General features: G+C 50.9%; 18 protein-coding genes. 10 read left to right on the top strand and 8 right to left on the bottom strand.

The window, feature by feature from the left end; translation table 11 throughout:
- Positions 1-40: 40 nt before the first annotated feature.
- Both ptsI and crr read left to right on the top strand, forming a co-directional pair.
- On the top strand, positions 41-1,768 hold the full coding sequence (gene ptsI / locus EHW58_RS12800; protein ID WP_077578600.1) for a phosphoenolpyruvate-protein phosphotransferase PtsI: 1,728 nt from the start codon (positions 41-43) through the stop codon (positions 1,766-1,768).
- Positions 1,769-1,807: 39 nt separating this feature from the next.
- Positions 1,808-2,317 (top strand): PTS glucose transporter subunit IIA, encoded by a 510-nt coding sequence (gene crr / locus EHW58_RS12795; RefSeq protein WP_046073714.1) that lies wholly within the window; start codon positions 1,808-1,810, stop codon positions 2,315-2,317.
- Positions 2,318-2,389: 72 nt separating this feature from the next.
- Here crr and EHW58_RS12790 read toward each other — a convergent pair whose 3' ends face one another.
- Positions 2,390-2,839 (bottom strand): DUF2919 family protein, encoded by a 450-nt coding sequence (locus EHW58_RS12790; protein WP_158011352.1) that lies wholly within the window; start codon positions 2,837-2,839, stop codon positions 2,390-2,392.
- Positions 2,840-2,960: 121 nt separating this feature from the next.
- On the opposite strand from EHW58_RS12790, the gene EHW58_RS12785 reads away from it, so the two are divergent.
- Both EHW58_RS12785 and EHW58_RS12780 read left to right on the top strand, forming a co-directional pair.
- Complete coding sequence (locus EHW58_RS12785; protein ID WP_046073715.1) at positions 2,961-3,311, top strand: DUF2956 domain-containing protein; 351 nt, start codon at positions 2,961-2,963, stop codon at positions 3,309-3,311.
- 65 nt (positions 3,312-3,376) lie between these two features.
- Entirely contained in the window at positions 3,377-3,760 is a 384-nt protein-coding gene (locus EHW58_RS12780) for a DUF1499 domain-containing protein (RefSeq protein ID WP_172969990.1), read from the top strand.
- Here the strand turns inward: EHW58_RS12780 and EHW58_RS12775 are convergent.
- A complete protein-coding gene (locus EHW58_RS12775; RefSeq protein ID WP_152796853.1) occupies positions 3,757-4,035 on the bottom strand; it encodes a helix-turn-helix domain-containing protein in 279 nt (92 codons plus the stop codon). The two genes, EHW58_RS12780 and EHW58_RS12775, sit on opposite strands and share 4 nt — an antisense overlap.
- Positions 4,036-4,259: 224 nt before the next feature.
- Here EHW58_RS12775 and EHW58_RS12770 point away from each other — a divergent pair, with 224 nt between their 5' ends.
- From EHW58_RS12770 to EHW58_RS12755, 4 genes are read left to right on the top strand one after another with little or no spacing between them, the layout of a single operon-like run.
- Positions 4,260-4,604 carry an ArsC family reductase gene (locus EHW58_RS12770; RefSeq protein ID WP_152796851.1) on the top strand — a complete coding sequence of 115 codons (345 nt, stop codon included), beginning with the start codon at positions 4,260-4,262 and terminating at the stop codon, positions 4,602-4,604.
- Positions 4,605-4,642: 38 nt separating this feature from the next.
- Positions 4,643-5,776 (top strand): succinyl-diaminopimelate desuccinylase, encoded by a 1,134-nt coding sequence (gene dapE, locus EHW58_RS12765; protein ID WP_152796849.1) that lies wholly within the window; start codon positions 4,643-4,645, stop codon positions 5,774-5,776.
- Positions 5,704-6,471, top strand: a complete 768-nt coding sequence (locus EHW58_RS12760) for a M15 family metallopeptidase (protein WP_046073719.1) — start codon at positions 5,704-5,706, stop codon at positions 6,469-6,471. Before dapE ends, EHW58_RS12760 begins: the two co-directional genes overlap by 73 nt.
- Positions 6,459-6,653 carry a DUF2897 family protein gene (locus tag EHW58_RS12755; RefSeq protein WP_046073720.1) on the top strand — a complete coding sequence of 65 codons (195 nt, stop codon included), beginning with the start codon at positions 6,459-6,461 and terminating at the stop codon, positions 6,651-6,653. Before EHW58_RS12760 ends, EHW58_RS12755 begins: the two co-directional genes overlap by 13 nt.
- 68 nt (positions 6,654-6,721) lie before the next feature.
- Here the strand turns inward: EHW58_RS12755 and purC are convergent, their stop codons facing one another.
- Genes purC through dapA form a run of 3 tightly spaced genes read right to left on the bottom strand, consistent with a single transcriptional unit; the run spans position 6,722 to position 9,416 of the window.
- Entirely contained in the window at positions 6,722-7,435 is a 714-nt protein-coding gene (gene purC / locus EHW58_RS12750; protein ID WP_152796847.1) for a phosphoribosylaminoimidazolesuccinocarboxamide synthase, read from the bottom strand.
- 58 nt (positions 7,436-7,493) lie between these two features.
- Positions 7,494-8,522, bottom strand: a complete 1,029-nt coding sequence (gene bamC, locus EHW58_RS12745) for an outer membrane protein assembly factor BamC (RefSeq protein ID WP_046073722.1) — start codon at positions 8,520-8,522, stop codon at positions 7,494-7,496.
- 15 nt (positions 8,523-8,537) lie between these two features.
- Positions 8,538-9,416: a 4-hydroxy-tetrahydrodipicolinate synthase gene (dapA, locus tag EHW58_RS12740; protein ID WP_046073723.1), complete on the bottom strand. Its 879-nt coding sequence runs from the start codon at positions 9,414-9,416 to the stop codon at positions 8,538-8,540.
- A 267-nt stretch (positions 9,417-9,683) separates the two neighbouring features.
- On the opposite strand from dapA, the gene bcp reads away from it, so the two are divergent.
- Positions 9,684-10,154, top strand: a complete 471-nt coding sequence (gene bcp, locus EHW58_RS12735) for a thioredoxin-dependent thiol peroxidase (protein WP_046073724.1) — start codon at positions 9,684-9,686, stop codon at positions 10,152-10,154.
- Positions 10,155-10,307: 153 nt separating this feature from the next.
- Here bcp and EHW58_RS12730 read toward each other — a convergent pair whose 3' ends face one another.
- The 3 genes from EHW58_RS12730 to EHW58_RS12720 form a co-directional block, all read right to left on the bottom strand.
- Positions 10,308-11,744 carry an FAD-dependent oxidoreductase gene (locus EHW58_RS12730; RefSeq protein ID WP_077605822.1) on the bottom strand — a complete coding sequence of 479 codons (1,437 nt, stop codon included), beginning with the start codon at positions 11,742-11,744 and terminating at the stop codon, positions 10,308-10,310.
- A gap of 106 nt (positions 11,745-11,850) precedes the next feature.
- Positions 11,851-12,930, bottom strand: coding sequence for an AI-2E family transporter (locus EHW58_RS12725; protein ID WP_046073726.1), 1,080 nt, complete (start codon positions 12,928-12,930; stop codon positions 11,851-11,853).
- A 10-nt stretch (positions 12,931-12,940) separates the two neighbouring features.
- The gene (locus EHW58_RS12720; protein WP_046073727.1) at positions 12,941-13,159 is read right to left on the bottom strand and encodes a sulfurtransferase TusA family protein; all 219 of its coding nucleotides are present in this window, start codon (positions 13,157-13,159) and stop codon (positions 12,941-12,943) included.
- 125 nt (positions 13,160-13,284) lie between these two features.
- On the opposite strand from EHW58_RS12720, the gene EHW58_RS12715 reads away from it, so the two are divergent.
- Positions 13,285-14,784, top strand: a complete 1,500-nt coding sequence (locus EHW58_RS12715; RefSeq protein WP_152796845.1) for a M48 family metalloprotease — start codon at positions 13,285-13,287, stop codon at positions 14,782-14,784.
- Positions 14,785-14,789: the final 5 nt, after the last annotated feature.

The raw sequence follows: 14,789 nt of genomic DNA, 5'->3' as shown, positions 1-14,789 counted from the left end.
TTTCTATCGGTTTTAAGTTGGATAAACGTAAGGTAAAGCTATGATTTCAGGCATCCTGGCATCACCTGGTATTGCTTTTGGTAAAGCACTGCTGCTGCAAGAAGAAGACGTTGTCATCAATAAAGATAAGATTGCTGCGTCTCAAATCGACAAAGAAATTCAGCGCGTATTGGATGCTCGCGAACAGTCTAAGACGCAACTTGAAGCGATCAAAGACAAAGCAAGGGAGACCTTTGGCGAAGAGAAAGAAGCTATCTTCGAAGGTCACATCATGCTGCTTGAAGATGAAGAACTCGAAGAAGAGATCGTCAGCTTCATTAAGTCAAACCTAGCAACCGCTGATCACGCAATCTACAGCGTTATCGAAGAACAAGCGGTGACGCTTGAGTCACTCGACGACGATTATCTGAAAGAGCGTGCCGCGGATATCCGTGATATCGGTTCACGCTTCGTCAAAAACGCACTTGGCATCAACATGGTGTCGTTGAGCGCTATCAACGAAGAAGTGATCCTGGTTGCAAACGATCTGACGCCTTCAGAAACAGCACAGGTTGACCTGAATTATGTGCTTGGTTTCATCACCGACATTGGTGGTCGCACTTCACACTCTTCAATCATGGCGCGCTCGCTTGAGCTACCAGCGATTGTAGGCACCAATGATGCAACCAGCAAAGTAAAAAACGGCGACATGCTGGTGCTTGATGCGATTAACAACCAAATCGTTATCAACCCATCAGACCAAGAGCTCAGCAAGTTCAAAGCGATTCGCGATCAACATATCGCCGAAAAAGCGGAACTGGCTAAGCTTAAAGATCTGCCAGCCATCACGCTGGACGGTCACCAAGTCGAAGTGTGCGGTAACGTAGGTACAGTCAAAGACTGTGACGGCGTGAACCGTAACGGCGGTGAAGGTGTCGGTCTTTATCGCACCGAGTTCCTGTTTATGGATCGCGACTCGCTTCCTACCGAAGAAGAGCAATACCAAGCTTATAAAGCGGTAGCGAAAGCGATTGATGGTCACCCAGTGATCATCCGCACCATGGATATCGGCGGTGACAAAGATCTGCCTTATATGGACTTGCCGGAAGAAATGAACCCATTCTTGGGTTGGCGTGCAGTCCGTATTAGCCTCGATCGTCGCGAAATTCTCCGCGATCAGCTTCGTGCCATTCTTCGCGCATCGGCACACGGTAAAATCCGTGTGATGTTCCCGATGATTATTTCTGTGGAAGAAATCCGAGAGCTGAAAGAAGCGATCGAGACCTATAAAGCAGAATTGCGCCAAGAAGGTCACGACTTCGACGCTGATCTGGAAATCGGTGTGATGGTTGAGACGCCAGCCGCGGCTGCGATCGCTCACCACCTCGCAAAAGAAGTGGAATTCTTCAGCATTGGCACCAACGATTTGACCCAGTACACCTTGGCGGTCGATCGTGGTAACGAGCTGATTTCGCACCTGTATAACCCACTGTCTCCTGCTGTATTGACGGTTATCAAGCAAGTGATTGATGCCTCACATGCGGAAGGTAAATGGACGGGTATGTGCGGAGAGCTTGCAGGTGACGAGAAAGCAACGTTACTATTGATGGGAATGGGTTTGGATGAGTTTAGTATGAGTGCCATCTCTATCCCTCGCATCAAGAAGATTATCCGTAATGCCAACTTTGCTGATGTGAAAGCGATGGCCGACAAAGCACTCACTCTGCCAACTGCGGCAGAAATCGAGGCCTATGTCGAAAAATTTATTGCGGAAAAAACCGCTTGCTAATATACAATCAGCAAAGAATCACTGCTTAGGAGCAACACTATGGGTCTGTTCGACAAACTGAAGAAGTTGGTGTCTGAAGACAGCAACGACGCTAGTGCCATTGAAATTATCGCCCCATTGTCGGGTGAGATCGTCAACATCGAAGACGTGCCTGACGTTGTGTTTGCTGAGAAAATCGTCGGTGATGGTGTTGCGATTAAACCATCGGGCGACAAGATGGTTGCGCCAGTAAACGGCACAATCGGTAAGATTTTCGAAACCAACCACGCTTTTTCAATTGAGTCTGATGACGGCGTAGAGCTGTTCGTGCACTTTGGCATCGACACTGTCGAGCTAAAAGGCGAAGGCTTTAAGCGCATTGCGGAAGAAGGTCAAACGGTGAAAGCCGGTGATACCGTGATCGAATTTGATTTAGGCATGCTCGAAGAGAAAGCCAAATCAACGCTAACGCCGGTTGTTATCTCTAACATGGACGAAATCAAAGAGCTGACTAAGCTTTCTGGTGCCGTCACTGTGGGTGAAACATCTGTATTGCGCGTTACTAAGTAATTAGGTTTACTTAGTGAGGAAAAAACGCAGCCTCGTGCTGCGTTTTTTTATGCCCGGCCGAGTTTGCCCAGTTTATGTGAACTGATAAAAAAAGCGCTTTACGCGCTGGCTTCTCAGCCAATAAAGGCTTGCCCACACTAACCAAAGCCCGTGCAAGGCAAGCAACCAATCAAACCGTCCCCCCGTCATCGTGAGCGTATGCACCACTTGATAGGCTTCCCACGTCCACAATAGCCACACCCACCAATAACCTAAGTGCCAATGCTGTGTTAACCATTCAGGCGCCTTGTCGCAGTTCCCCACCAACAGTAATAGCCCAAGCGGCACCAGGCCAATCCCTAAACTGAGATAAAACGCAGCGGTGTCCGGATAAACCAGCGCAAGCAGCTCGCTGCCCTGCTCTCGGCTGACACCGGCCATCGCCAGTAGCCACCATGCGCGACTTAACAGTAGCAGGCACAGTACGGCGATCTGGGGGGCCTTGATATACCCTTTGTCGTCGAAATGATGAAACGTGTCCATAAGATTTTTGATTGAGAAGTCACGCATTTACCATGGCGACATGCGATAAAAACTGCAAGCGCAAAAGCAAAATTTGTTATCCTAGGGACGAGCCATTTATTTAGCGTTACATGGAGCCCTCATGGCCAAAACAAAAGCCAAAGCAACGATTTCGCCAGAGACGCAACAAGACGCCATGCGCGTTGCCAAAGCCACGCAAAAGCCTGGACAAACCAAGGCTCAGACGAAACTGATTGCTCAAGGGATTGAGAAAGGGATTGCGCAGTACAAAAAAGAACAAAAAGCAAAGGCGCGGGCGCAGGACAAAGCGCGCAAGAAACAGCAAAAACCGACACCGGCTGTCGACCAACTCAGCGAGCCTGCCTCTTCACCGCAGCCTACTGCACAAGATAAAGGGCACAGCCGTTTACCTTGGCTTTTACTCGTCGTAAGCTGGATAGGGTTTATTGGTTACACGCTCGTGGGGGCATAATGGGAAAAAATCTGCTCGGCCTCATTGTACTTTTTACACTGTTCGGCTGCTCGAAAGGAGGCCCCATGGCAAAACAACCGCCTGTCACTGCCTGTGGTGACAGCCCTAATTGTGTTTCAACAGAAGACACGCGCGCGACATTTCAGTTAGCGCCCTTGCCGCTGGCTAACACCGATGTTGCCTTGGCGACCATTGTTGAGAAAATTGCCTCAATGCCAGGTGCTCAAGTGGTTGCAGCCCAAGAAAACTACGCACACTTACGCTTCACCACCCGGGTGCTGCGCTTTGTCGATGATGTTGAAGTCTCACTCAGTGATAACCAGCTCGCGCTTCGCTCTGCCTCTCGTATTGGCTATTACGACTTTGGCGCAAACCGTCGGCGTGCTGATGCCATTCGACGCACACTGGTCGAGGCGAAACTGGTCCGTCGTCCCTCAGGCGATCACTAGTTGATATACGAGCGAATGTCTCGCTTTTTATCCGCGACCCAATCGCGACGAAACGGGCCCCAGTCTTTTAGCTGGTAATAACCATCGTTATGGCGCTTGCCATCTTGGATAAATGTCATATCAATGCCTAGCCCTGACAAAGATTTGAGCACATCCTGGATAGTGCGGCGCGGCCAGCCTGTTGCCTCAATCAAACGCGGAACATTTGGGCGCTCCATCTCTTCTACCAGTGCGGCGAGATACAAGCGCCGAGCGAATACCGGGTTGAGTTCCATACGAACCTCCAACAATTACGAATGATCCCATTATTCATGGCGCCTGCTAAGAGGTTTTGCGTTTGATCAAAACGCCATCAAATCGACGTGCTGCAGGCGCATTTACCCACGCATTTCACACGGTTTTGCGCCATCACATGGCGTACATCCCTGCCGCGCCAAGTATTGCGTTCATTAACCAGTGGTGTCACTCTTAAACCTTTGCCAACAATCACGATAAGACCATGACAACTGTATTTGGGATTAAAAACTGCGACACCCTAAAAAAAGCCCTAGAGTGGTTGGATAACCAAGGTATCGACTACCAATATCACGACTACCGGAAAGATGGCTTAGACGCACAAATGCTGCAAACTTTCGTTGCCGAACTGGGCTGGGAAGCGTTAATCAACAAACGTGGCACCACCTACCGCCAACTAAGCGATGAGCAAAAAGCCCATTTAGACCAAGCCAGCGCTATCGCAATCATGCTCGACAACCCAGCGATCATTAAACGCCCATTGCTCGTACACAAAGGTAGCTATTACCTCGGCTTTAAAGAGAACCAATACGCTGATATTTTCGCGTAATGTGATAGTCGATTCATTTTTGTTGTAAGGAAACCCCGATGACTGACTCTGCCACGCTGGCTTTAGCGAAAGATCTGATAAACCGAGAATCGGTCACGCCGGAAGATGCCGGCTGCCAAGATCAAATGATTGCGCGGTTAGAAGCCTTGGGCTTCACCATTGAGACCATGGTGTTTGAAGATACTACTAACCTTTGGGCCAGACGGGGGACGGAAGGCCCTCTGTTTGCTTTTGCCGGCCACACTGACGTGGTTCCCTCAGGGCCGCGCGAACAATGGCATACACCGCCGTTTGAAGCGACAGTGATTGACGATCACCTCCATGGGCGTGGCGCCGCGGATATGAAAGGCTCATTGGCCGCCATGGTTGTCGCGGTTGAGCGTTTTATTGCCCAGCACCCTGACCACTCTGGCTCTCTCGCGTTTTTAATCACCTCAGATGAAGAAGGCCCGTTTATTAACGGCACTACCCGCGTCGTCGATACCCTAATGGCGCGCGGCGAGAAGATCGATATGTGTATTGTTGGCGAACCGTCTAGCACACACCATGTCGGTGATGTGGTGAAAAACGGCCGTCGCGGGTCCATCACCGGGGATCTCTACGTCAAAGGGACACAAGGCCATGTCGCCTATCCGCATCTTGCCAACAACCCAGTGCATCAGGCGATGCCAGCGCTCACCGAGCTTGCGCAAACACTCTGGGACAAAGGCAATGCGTTTTTTCCCCCCACAAGCTTCCAAATCCCCAATATCGAGGCTGGCACAGGCGCGGCCAATGTCATCCCAGGGGAATGCCATGCGCAGTTTAACTTCCGCTTCAGCACAGAGCTGGACAGTGAAACCATCAAAGAGCGGGTTTACTCGATTTTAGACGCCCATGGGCTCGACTATACCCTTGAGTGGACGCATAGTGGTGACCCTTTCTTAACCGATAAAGGTACGTTATTGGACGCGGTGGTGGCGGCGGTGGAAGAGGTGAATCATCAAACACCGGAACTGCTGACCACTGGCGGCACCTCCGACGGACGTTTTATTGCGCAAATGGGTGCGCAAGTGATTGAGCTGGGCCCGGTGAATGCCACTATCCACAAGGTGAATGAATGTGTCAGTATCCCGGATTTAGAAAAGCTGACGGACATGTATCAAAAGGTGTTGGAGAAAGCACTCCCTTGACCCCAACGTCCGCACAGCTCACTGGCCAAGACGGCTCAGTGCTCGCACCGATCAACAACCAACCTAATGCACCATGCTTGCATCAGGCTGTACTGGCTGATTTTGCCGCCTTACAACAGGCGGCATCACAAGCGGGCTTTACCCTAATGGTCGCCAGCGGCTATCGCTCGTTTGCCCGTCAGTTGGCTATCTGGAATGGTAAATTTAATGGCGAAAAACCGGTGCTAGATGCCGACAGCCAGCCACTGGATATCACGCAACTGTCTGATGATGCGCGCGTCAAGGCAATATTGCGTTGGTCAGCTTTGCCTGGGGCAAGCCGCCATCATTGGGGAACAGATTTAGACGTGTATGACAAGCGTGCACTGGCTCCACATCAAAGGTTGGCGCTCACCCCACCGGAATATGATGATGGCCCTCAGGCCGCGTTTTCTCAGTGGCTTAAAACCCACGCCCCGCAATGGGGGTTCTTCCTTCCTTATGCCGAGGATAAGGGCGGTGTTGCGAGGGAGCCTTGGCATATCAGCCATATCGCCACCAGCGCCACCCTTTTGTCAGCATTTAGCCAAGACATGCTTGCCAACGCGATCGGCAATGCGCCTATTTGTGGTAAACGTACTATTCTTGACCAATTGGATTGGATATATTCAACCTACGTCACCAATCTTTGCGAGGTGGAACAATGGAATGGCTAACCAACCCTTATGTCATTATTGCCATCGTGGTTGCCGTGGTGGTCAGTAATATCATGGCACTCAAGTACACCGCCAACGCAAAGTTTGGCCTTAAGTACAAAGAGAAGCCGGATAAACAGTCGTCATCCAAAGAAAGCGATGCGGGGAATGATCAAGCGCAATCAGACGAGCATAAAGAGTAAATAGCGCCATATTGATGGCGCTATTTTTCGCGCGCAAAAAGCAAACGTTTGCTTTTTAAAACCAAAAATTACAAGGTAAGGCCGATACGCTTTGCCACCTCGATGTAAGCATCCACAACACCACCTAGGCCTTGACGGAAACGGTCTTTATCCAGTTTTTCTCGGGTATTGGCATCCCACAATCGGCAACCGTCAGGACTAAACTCGTCACCCAGAACAATATTACCTTGATGATCAACACCAAACTCAAGTTTATAATCGACCAACAACAGCTCTCCTTCCGCAAACAGCGCTTTGAGGACATCGTTCACCTTGTAGGTCAGTGATTTCATCGTCGCCAATTGCGCTTGCGTGGCGTAGCCCAAAGACTCACACAAGGATTCATTGACCATGGGATCGTGCAGCGCGTCGTTTTTTAAAAACAACTCAAAGGTGGGCGGCGTCAGTGTCGTCCCTTCCTCGACGCCAAGGCGACGGCAAAGTGAGCCGGCTGCAATGTTGCGCACCACACACTCTACAGGGATCATATCTAGCTTTTTCACCACACACTCGGTATCGGACAACAATTGGTCCATTTGGGTGGGGATGCCCGCCTGCTCAAGCTTTTGCATGATGAAGTGATTAAATTTGTTATTCACTTCGCCTTTTCGCTCAAGCTGCTCAACACGCTCGCCATCAAAAGCCGACGTGTCATTGCGAAAGTGCAGAACAAAGCGGTGCTCATCATCTGTGGCATAGACAGATTTTGCCTTACCGCGATACAACTCAGCACGTTTTTCCATTACCTATACTCTCCATTAGGCGCTAAAAGTAAGGGACGCTCACCGCGTCCCTATAAAATTACTCTGATGCTTGGTTCACTTGAGCAATGACCGCTTTGAGCGCTGGGCTCAGCGCTTCTAACGTCGCCTCATCGACAGGCTTACCATCGCTGTTGGTCACGTTAAGTGACGTGCGGTTGCCTAGATCGCCCAGCAACAAGGTATAGCTGTTGTCCGGGAACGAAATCGGATCAACGCCAAGGGATTGCCAACGCTCATCATTTGGCGCGACGTGACGGGTTTTCACCGTGCCTTGCGACTGATTACGACTTTCTACCGTGAACCCTAAAGGCTTGATGATAGCGGGCAGCTTTTCCCAAACCACGTCATATGGGGCGCGCGCGATAATGACCGGCAACCCACTGCGATCGGTACCAAAGCTAATCGGAATATCAGACTGGCGCTGCTCCGCCAAACGGCGCGCTTCGGCACGCAATGCCGCATCGTGACTCACCGTGATAAGGTTAGTCATCAGGGTGTTGTAGCGCTCACGCAACGCAGGGGTGAGCGGTTCATCGCTGGCTTTCGCACGCGAGTCAATCATATTCACCCCTAACGCAAAGCGGCGACCTTGCTCAAGGCGCGATAAACGGAAGCGTGCTTGATGGGCGCTGTCTTCTTTTTCCCAAGCAATCCAACCGGTTTCTACTTGGTCTGCCGTTTGCGACGACACTGGGATGGTCTGCTCGCTAACCAAACGCTCTACCGTTTGCCATACTTTATCAAGTTGCTTTTCATTGGCAACGGCAAGGGTGACGCCACGGCTATCACGTTGTATCCGTGCGCCCGGGATCAGATCCAGCACTTGGCGCGGCGGACGAATATCAACGTTCTGACCGACTTCACCATTAAAATCTTGTGTCGGGATTTGATAATTAGTGGAAAAATACGGCGCTTGATCCGGCAAGGTTTGCCATGGCGACAACGGGGTTGTTTGCAAATAGTCAAAGTCATCTTTGGCTTGACGGCGCTGCTCGACGCCACCACTGCAGGCCACCACACTGGTGGCCATGATGGCACATAGGCCGAGCTTAAATACTGGTTTCATTGACACTCCAACGGCTTAAACAGCACCTGCGACACGCAGTGCCTCACGAACATCTGGACGCAAGTGCTCGCTTAACTCAGTTAATGGCAGACGAAGGTGCCCATCCGCAATCAAGCCCATCTCGCGGACTGCCCACTTCACAGGGATCGGATTGGCTTCGTCAAACAGGTGACGATGTAGGGGGATCAAGGTTTCGTTAATAGCATGCGCTTGCTCTGCTTCACCTGCGCGCGCCAGTTTGATCATTTTAGCCATTTGCGCAGCCGCCACATTATTGGTTACAGAGATAACGCCGTGCCCCCCGGCCAAGACAAAATCCAAGCCCGTTAAATCATCGCCACTGAATAAGAGGAAATCGTCGCCACAAAGTTCCCGATGAATCGCCACTCGGCTTACATCAGCGGTGGCATCTTTCAGACCAATGATGTTGTCGAATGCCGCCAGTCGCGCCACTGTCTCAGGCTGAATATCGACCGCGGTACGCCCGGGAACATTATATAAAATCTGTGGCAGGTCGGTGGCTTCAGCAATGGCTTTGTAATGCTGGAACAAACCTTCCTGGGTCGGTTTATTATAATAAGGGGTCACGCTTAGGCAGGCGGCCACACCTGAGCCAGCAAACATTTTGCTGAAAGTGATTGCTTCATGGGTGGCATTGGCGCCAGTTCCCGCAATAACCGGAATACGCCCGTTAGCAAATTCCAAGGTTTTCAGCACAACTTTAATGTGCTCATCCACGGTTACTGTCGACGACTCACCCGTCGTGCCCACTGCGACAATCGCATCAGTGCCCGATTGGATATGAAACTCGACCAGTTTTTCCAGGCTAACGTAATCAACTTCGCCGTGTGCATCCATTGGTGTGACGAGCGCCACAATGCTTCCAGAAACCATGTTCGTCTCCCTTATTAGTGATGCTTGCAATGTTACTTTTGGCGCTGGGCAAACACAAGAATAACCCTGCGTCTAGGCATGTCTTAATCGACATTTTTTCATCGATAGGTAATGTGTCTTATCGTTATAATCGAGGAAGGGGTGAGTCTGCGTCAATGGGCAGTCAAATCCTGTCAAGTCAGTGATCCTATTATCAAAAACTTGCGTAATCGCGAGCACCCTCTATCATCGTGAATTCGGTTTACCGACAAAAAGGAAACGCAGCGCATGCAAACAATCACCGAAGGCGCACAAGCGCCCGATTTTTCACTGCAAGATCAAAATGGCGACACCGTCACGCTTAGCCAATTCAAAGGCGACAAACGTGTTCTGGTTTATTTCTACCCAAAGGCGATGACACCGGGTTGTACAACGCAGGCCTGCTCGCTACGCGATACGAAAGCCGAGTTGGATGCACTTGACACCGTGGTGCTTGGCATAAGTCCCGATCCGGTGAAAAAACTGGCCCGTTTTGTTGAACGCGACGCACTTAACTTCACGCTGTTGAGCGATGAAGATCATGCCGTCGCCGATGCGTTCGGTGTCTGGGGACCGAAAAAATTCATGGGCAAAGAATACGATGGGATTCATCGTCTAAGCTTTTTGGTTGGCAAAGACGGTAAGATAGAACATGTGTTCAATAAGTTTAAAACCAAGGATCACCACCAAGTGGTGCTTGATTACTTAAACCAAGCGTAACGTCAGTCCACGTTGGCTTTGGCGACAAGTTAGCTTTGGCGACACGTTAGCTTTGGCGACACGTTAGCTTTGGCGACACGTTAGCTTTGGCGACAAAGCAGCCTACATGCTGCTGACTAAAAGCGCACGAACACCGTGCGCTTTTTTGTATGATTAGCCGACAGGCTTTGCCAACGCCTCAGGGTATCCGCGGCGTGTCGCAAGCTCGCAAGCGGTATCGATTATCTTCGCGGTGTTGGGACGAGACAGTGGCTGATAAGAGGTAGGAGATATCCAACCTGAATCTTCAAATTGCGTCAGTACTTTATTGATGGCCGTCAGCGCCGACGATGCTTTGACAATTTCCAAACGCGCATAACGTTCACCATCAAACGACACATCCGAGGCACGTAACGAAGGATCATCCCCGGGGATTTGCTGTGCACCACACAAGGGTTTGCCACCTACTTCGGCCTGTTTAAATGCCGGTAACCACTGGCCAAAATGGTCAATCGCACGATCAGTGCGTTCACACACTTCTTGCCAGTCCCAGCCTTTATCGATGTTTTTCACATAACGTGCATCGACAGTCGGTTGCGCCGACTCCGCAGAGCTTTTCACTAAACCACGCTCAAACAAGGTGACGTCTTGAGTCATACCGTGCAGCTGGAAAAAACCATCCGGGTAAGGGGTCAACTGCGCCATTCCCTGTGGGGTGCCCCGTTGACCGTGGACAATGATTTCCGGCCACTGATACTCAGTCCGTGTCCAATGCGCGATATACGCGGCTTTGTATTCGACCAAACGCTCGCGACCAAACCCGGCCATATCATCGATTGTCCCCGTACGGAATCCGGCCGCATTGATAAGATAGTCAACGTCGGTGGTCTGTATCTGCCCTGACTGGTCTTGATAGGTTACCCGCCACCCTGACGAGATGGGCTGAGTATCCATCACTTTGTGATTGAAATTAAGCTGACAATGAGGCGCGTCGGCAAGGGTCAATTGCGCTTCCGCCGCCAAACGAAACACGCTAAGCCCGTATTCTTGCACCAGGACCAGAGGGTATTTCATTGCACTTAAATCGAGCGATTGCGCCACGGGCCACATCCATCGATCGGCTGCATCGATCACGCTGTGGTAGTCTTGAGCGCGCAATGCTTCCAGTTCCTCTTGCTGATACAAACGGAAATAATCACTCGGCTCACCCATGACTTTATTATCGCTATCGATCTCAACCAATTGCGCATAACGCTCACGCAGGGTTTCTAAACGTGCAATCACACTGTCTAATGAGCCTGGGTCTTGCTGAGGAACGGCAAGGACAGTCGGTCGACGATTGACCGAATGCGGATACATGCGCACCGTGGCCACCGACTGTTCGAGTAAGGTCAGGCATTGATCGAGTGAAATTTCACGATACAAATTGCCGCCCGCGTGCAGATGGCAAATTGGCGGCCCACTCACCAAGCCGGTGCCCGCCTCAAACACCTGGGTGTCCACCCCGCGCTCAGCCAAGCGCATTGCCGCTGTGGTTCCCGCAACACCGCCACCTATCACCGCGACGCGAAACTTTTCTACTTGCGTTTGTTCTTGCCTGTGTTGTGCCATGCCAACCCTGTTTTCATTACTACTTCTGTGGGCCAAACTGATCACGACGTGTCGATGTTTACCTGCCGCTCAGCCCCTTTTATTAGGGGCGTGAAAACAAGATGGATCACTCAATATCTGTCTTGGGATCGTCATCCAGCTCAATCACTGGCAGCGCTTGCCACACCGCTTTCACTAAGGTCGCCAATGGAATAGCAAAAAATACCCCCCAAAAGCCCCAGAGTCCACCGAAAACCAGTACGGCTATTATGATGGCGACTGGATGTAAATTCACCGCTTCTGAAAAAAGCACGGGGACAAGCACATTGCCATCCAGCGCTTGGATAACGCCATAGGCGATCATTACATACCAAAAACCAGGCTCAAGCCCCCACTGGAACAAGGCAACAATGGCTATCGGAACGGTGACAATCGCCGCACCAATATAAGGCACCAAGACAGAGAAGCCCGTCGCCACACTGAGTAGGACCGCATAGCGAAGGTCTAACAGGCTAAAGGTCAAATAGCTGGTCACCCCGACGATAATGATTTCAGTCACTTTGCCGCGGATGTAGTTGGAGATCTGCTGATTCATCTCATGGCCGACTCGAGAGGCAAGACGACGGTTGCGTGGTAACAAGCCTTTGAACATCGCCAACATTTGTGCTTTGTCCTTGAGCAAAAAGAACACCAGCAGGGGCACTAAAATCAGGTATACCGCCACCGCGACTAAGTTCACCAAAGACGCCAATGAACCTTTTACCAATGTTTCGCCAAGGTTGAGCACTTTATTTTGCAAGGTATCGACAAAGGTATTGACCATATGGGGATTGATCAGCTCTGGGTAGCGTTCTGGCAAACTCAGCATCAGTGCTTGCATGTTATTAAACATATTTGGCACATCGGCCACCAAGCTGACCCCCTGGTTCCATATGGTCGGCACCAACCCGAATAACGCCATCAAGGTTAAGCTGACAAACACAGTCAGTACCACCAGCACTGACAAAATGCGGGGCAAACCCAGCCGGCAGAGACGATTTACCGGCCAATCAAGTAGATAGGCCATCACGATCGCGACCAATAATGGGGCGAGCAAATTGCCAAAAAAGTAGATGGTTATAAAACCAAAAAGAAGGATCGCCACCAGGCTCACGGCATGTGGGTCAGAAAAACGTCGCCGATACCAGCGATGTAACATATCAAACATAAAAAGCCCGCTATTTCTTTGTGATGAGTAGCCGCGAAGCTGGCGTGTCTAACCACCTCATGCTGAAGCCTTCGCGTTTAAAATACTTGGGGATATCGTCTTTCGCCCCTTGATCACCGAGTAAAATCACCAATTGCTCACCTGACTGCAATAACGCGGCGGCGCGCTTTGCCAGCAATAGCGCCATTGGACAAACATGTTCTCGCAAATCAAGTGTTTGAGATTCCATTCTGGCTCACCGGTCGGTATTATCGTCAGTATTGTAATGGACATTAGATAGAACGCCAACGAAACCCTAACGGGTTTTATCGGTCTGTACCTAAGTACACCCTGCATTTAAAGGTCATCATACTTATGTCATCTCGCGCACTTGGCTCTCACAAAGGCAACAACGCTCGCCGCCTGCTCTGTTATGCACTAGCGGGGGTTTTAGCGAGCGCACCTGTGTCGGCACGTGTTGAGTCATATCAAAGTGACTTACCTGATATCGGTACCGCCGCCGTCAGTACCTTATCGGTTGCCAAAGAGAAAGAGTTTGGTGGTGCCTACATGCGGATGCTAAGAGCCAGCAAGCCCATCATCAGCGATCCTCTACTCAACGAGTATATTAATGGCTTGGGCCATCGACTGGTGGCGAATGCCAACGATGTTCGCACACCCTTTCGTTTTATTTTAATTGATAATCAGGCAATCAACGCCTTTGCCTTTTTCGGTGGCTACGTGGCCATGCACTCTGGGCTGTTCCTCCATGCAAAAACGGAAAGCGAATTAGCATCGGTGATGGCCCACGAAATCGCCCATGTCACCCAGCGTCATCTTGCAAGAAGCATGGAGGAGCAAGCGCAAACCTCGCCGCTGACCGTCGCCGCCTTAGTGGGATCGTTGATGCTCGCGATTGCCTCTCCCGAAGCCGGGATTGCAGCGGCACACGCCGCGACAGCGGGCAGTATGCAAAACCAAATAAACTTCACCCGTCGCAATGAAGAAGAAGCCGATCGGATAGGCATTGAAACCCTCGCACGTGCTGATTTTGACGTGCAAGCCATGCCGCGATTTTTCTCACGATTGGCGGATGAGTACCGTTACGCCAGCCAAATGCCCGAGTACTTCAGCACCCACCCTTTACCGGCTTCACGGATCACTGACTCTCGCGCTCGTGCCCGCCAATACCCACAAAAACGGGTACCTGTCTCGCCCGATTATCAACTCGCGCGCGCCCGTATCGTCGCACGTTACAGCGGCATCGCCAGCCGCTCGGCGATGGATTGGTTTGAACGGCGTCATAAAGAGGCCTCGCCGGCCGAAAAGCAAAGCCTCAACTACGGGATGGCGTTGCTTGATATTGATGCCCGTCGTTTTGAAGATGCACGAGAAAAATTAACCCCACTTATCAAGGCGCAACCTAATAATCGATTTTTCCTTGATGCGATGACCGATTTAAACATCGGTGAGAAACAGTACGACAAGGCATTGACGCGCCTTGAAAACGCATTGAACCATCAACCTAATAACCGCGTATTATTGCTCAATAGTGCCTATACCCTCGTCAAAGCCAAGCGAGGAGGCGAGGCGATCTCCATGCTGGAGCGATATACACACCAGCATCCAGATGACAGCAACGGTTGGTTTTTGTTACAACAAGCGTACGAAAGTACCGGGACGCATCGAGACGGTGAGCTGGCCGCCCAAGGTGAGCGGTATGCCTTACGCGGACAATGGGACAAAGCCATTCGCAATTATACCCAAGCCGCCCAGCTCGCAGAACTAGGTAGCTTGGCGCAGGCACGGTATGATGCGCGTCTTGATCAACTTCGTCGCCAACAAGCCCGCTTTAAAGCGCTTAGCGACCGTTAATTCAC

This window comes from Salinivibrio sp. VYel1, from assembly GCF_009377945.1.
GTDB classification, from domain to species: domain Bacteria; phylum Pseudomonadota; class Gammaproteobacteria; order Enterobacterales; family Vibrionaceae; genus Salinivibrio; species Salinivibrio siamensis.
The sequence above is the reverse complement of the archived record's forward strand: the minus strand, read 5'-3'. Positions and strand labels throughout refer to the sequence as shown.

Excerpts from the sequence above, each read along its gene's own strand:
- crr (WP_046073714.1), top strand. The coding sequence starts at position 1,808 with ATGGGTCTGTTCGACAAACTGAAGAAGTTGGTGTCTGAAGACAGCAAC.
- EHW58_RS12770 (WP_152796851.1), top strand. The coding sequence starts at position 4,260 with ATGACAACTGTATTTGGGATTAAAAACTGCGACACCCTAAAAAAAGCC.
- EHW58_RS12715 (WP_152796845.1), top strand. The coding sequence starts at position 13,285 with ATGTCATCTCGCGCACTTGGCTCTCACAAAGGCAACAACGCTCGCCGC.
- bamC (WP_046073722.1), bottom strand. The coding sequence starts at position 8,522 with ATGAAACCAGTATTTAAGCTCGGCCTATGTGCCATCATGGCCACCAGT.
- EHW58_RS12790 (WP_158011352.1), bottom strand. The coding sequence starts at position 2,839 with ATGGACACGTTTCATCATTTCGACGACAAAGGGTATATCAAGGCCCCC.
- EHW58_RS12720 (WP_046073727.1), bottom strand. The coding sequence starts at position 13,159 with ATGGAATCTCAAACACTTGATTTGCGAGAACATGTTTGTCCAATGGCG.
- ptsI (WP_077578600.1), top strand. The coding sequence starts at position 41 with ATGATTTCAGGCATCCTGGCATCACCTGGTATTGCTTTTGGTAAAGCA.
- dapE (WP_152796849.1), top strand. The coding sequence starts at position 4,643 with ATGACTGACTCTGCCACGCTGGCTTTAGCGAAAGATCTGATAAACCGA.
- EHW58_RS12780 (WP_172969990.1), top strand. The coding sequence starts at position 3,377 with ATGGCAAAACAACCGCCTGTCACTGCCTGTGGTGACAGCCCTAATTGT.
- dapA (WP_046073723.1), bottom strand. The coding sequence starts at position 9,416 with ATGGTTTCTGGAAGCATTGTGGCGCTCGTCACACCAATGGATGCACAC.
- EHW58_RS12730 (WP_077605822.1), bottom strand. The coding sequence starts at position 11,744 with ATGGCACAACACAGGCAAGAACAAACGCAAGTAGAAAAGTTTCGCGTC.
- EHW58_RS12760 (WP_046073719.1), top strand. The coding sequence starts at position 5,704 with ATGTGTCAGTATCCCGGATTTAGAAAAGCTGACGGACATGTATCAAAA.
- bcp (WP_046073724.1), top strand. The coding sequence starts at position 9,684 with ATGCAAACAATCACCGAAGGCGCACAAGCGCCCGATTTTTCACTGCAA.
- EHW58_RS12785 (WP_046073715.1), top strand. The coding sequence starts at position 2,961 with ATGGCCAAAACAAAAGCCAAAGCAACGATTTCGCCAGAGACGCAACAA.
- EHW58_RS12755 (WP_046073720.1), top strand. The coding sequence starts at position 6,459 with ATGGAATGGCTAACCAACCCTTATGTCATTATTGCCATCGTGGTTGCC.
- purC (WP_152796847.1), bottom strand. The coding sequence starts at position 7,435 with ATGGAAAAACGTGCTGAGTTGTATCGCGGTAAGGCAAAATCTGTCTAT.
- EHW58_RS12775 (WP_152796853.1), bottom strand. The coding sequence starts at position 4,035 with ATGGAACTCAACCCGGTATTCGCTCGGCGCTTGTATCTCGCCGCACTG.
- EHW58_RS12725 (WP_046073726.1), bottom strand. The coding sequence starts at position 12,930 with ATGTTTGATATGTTACATCGCTGGTATCGGCGACGTTTTTCTGACCCA.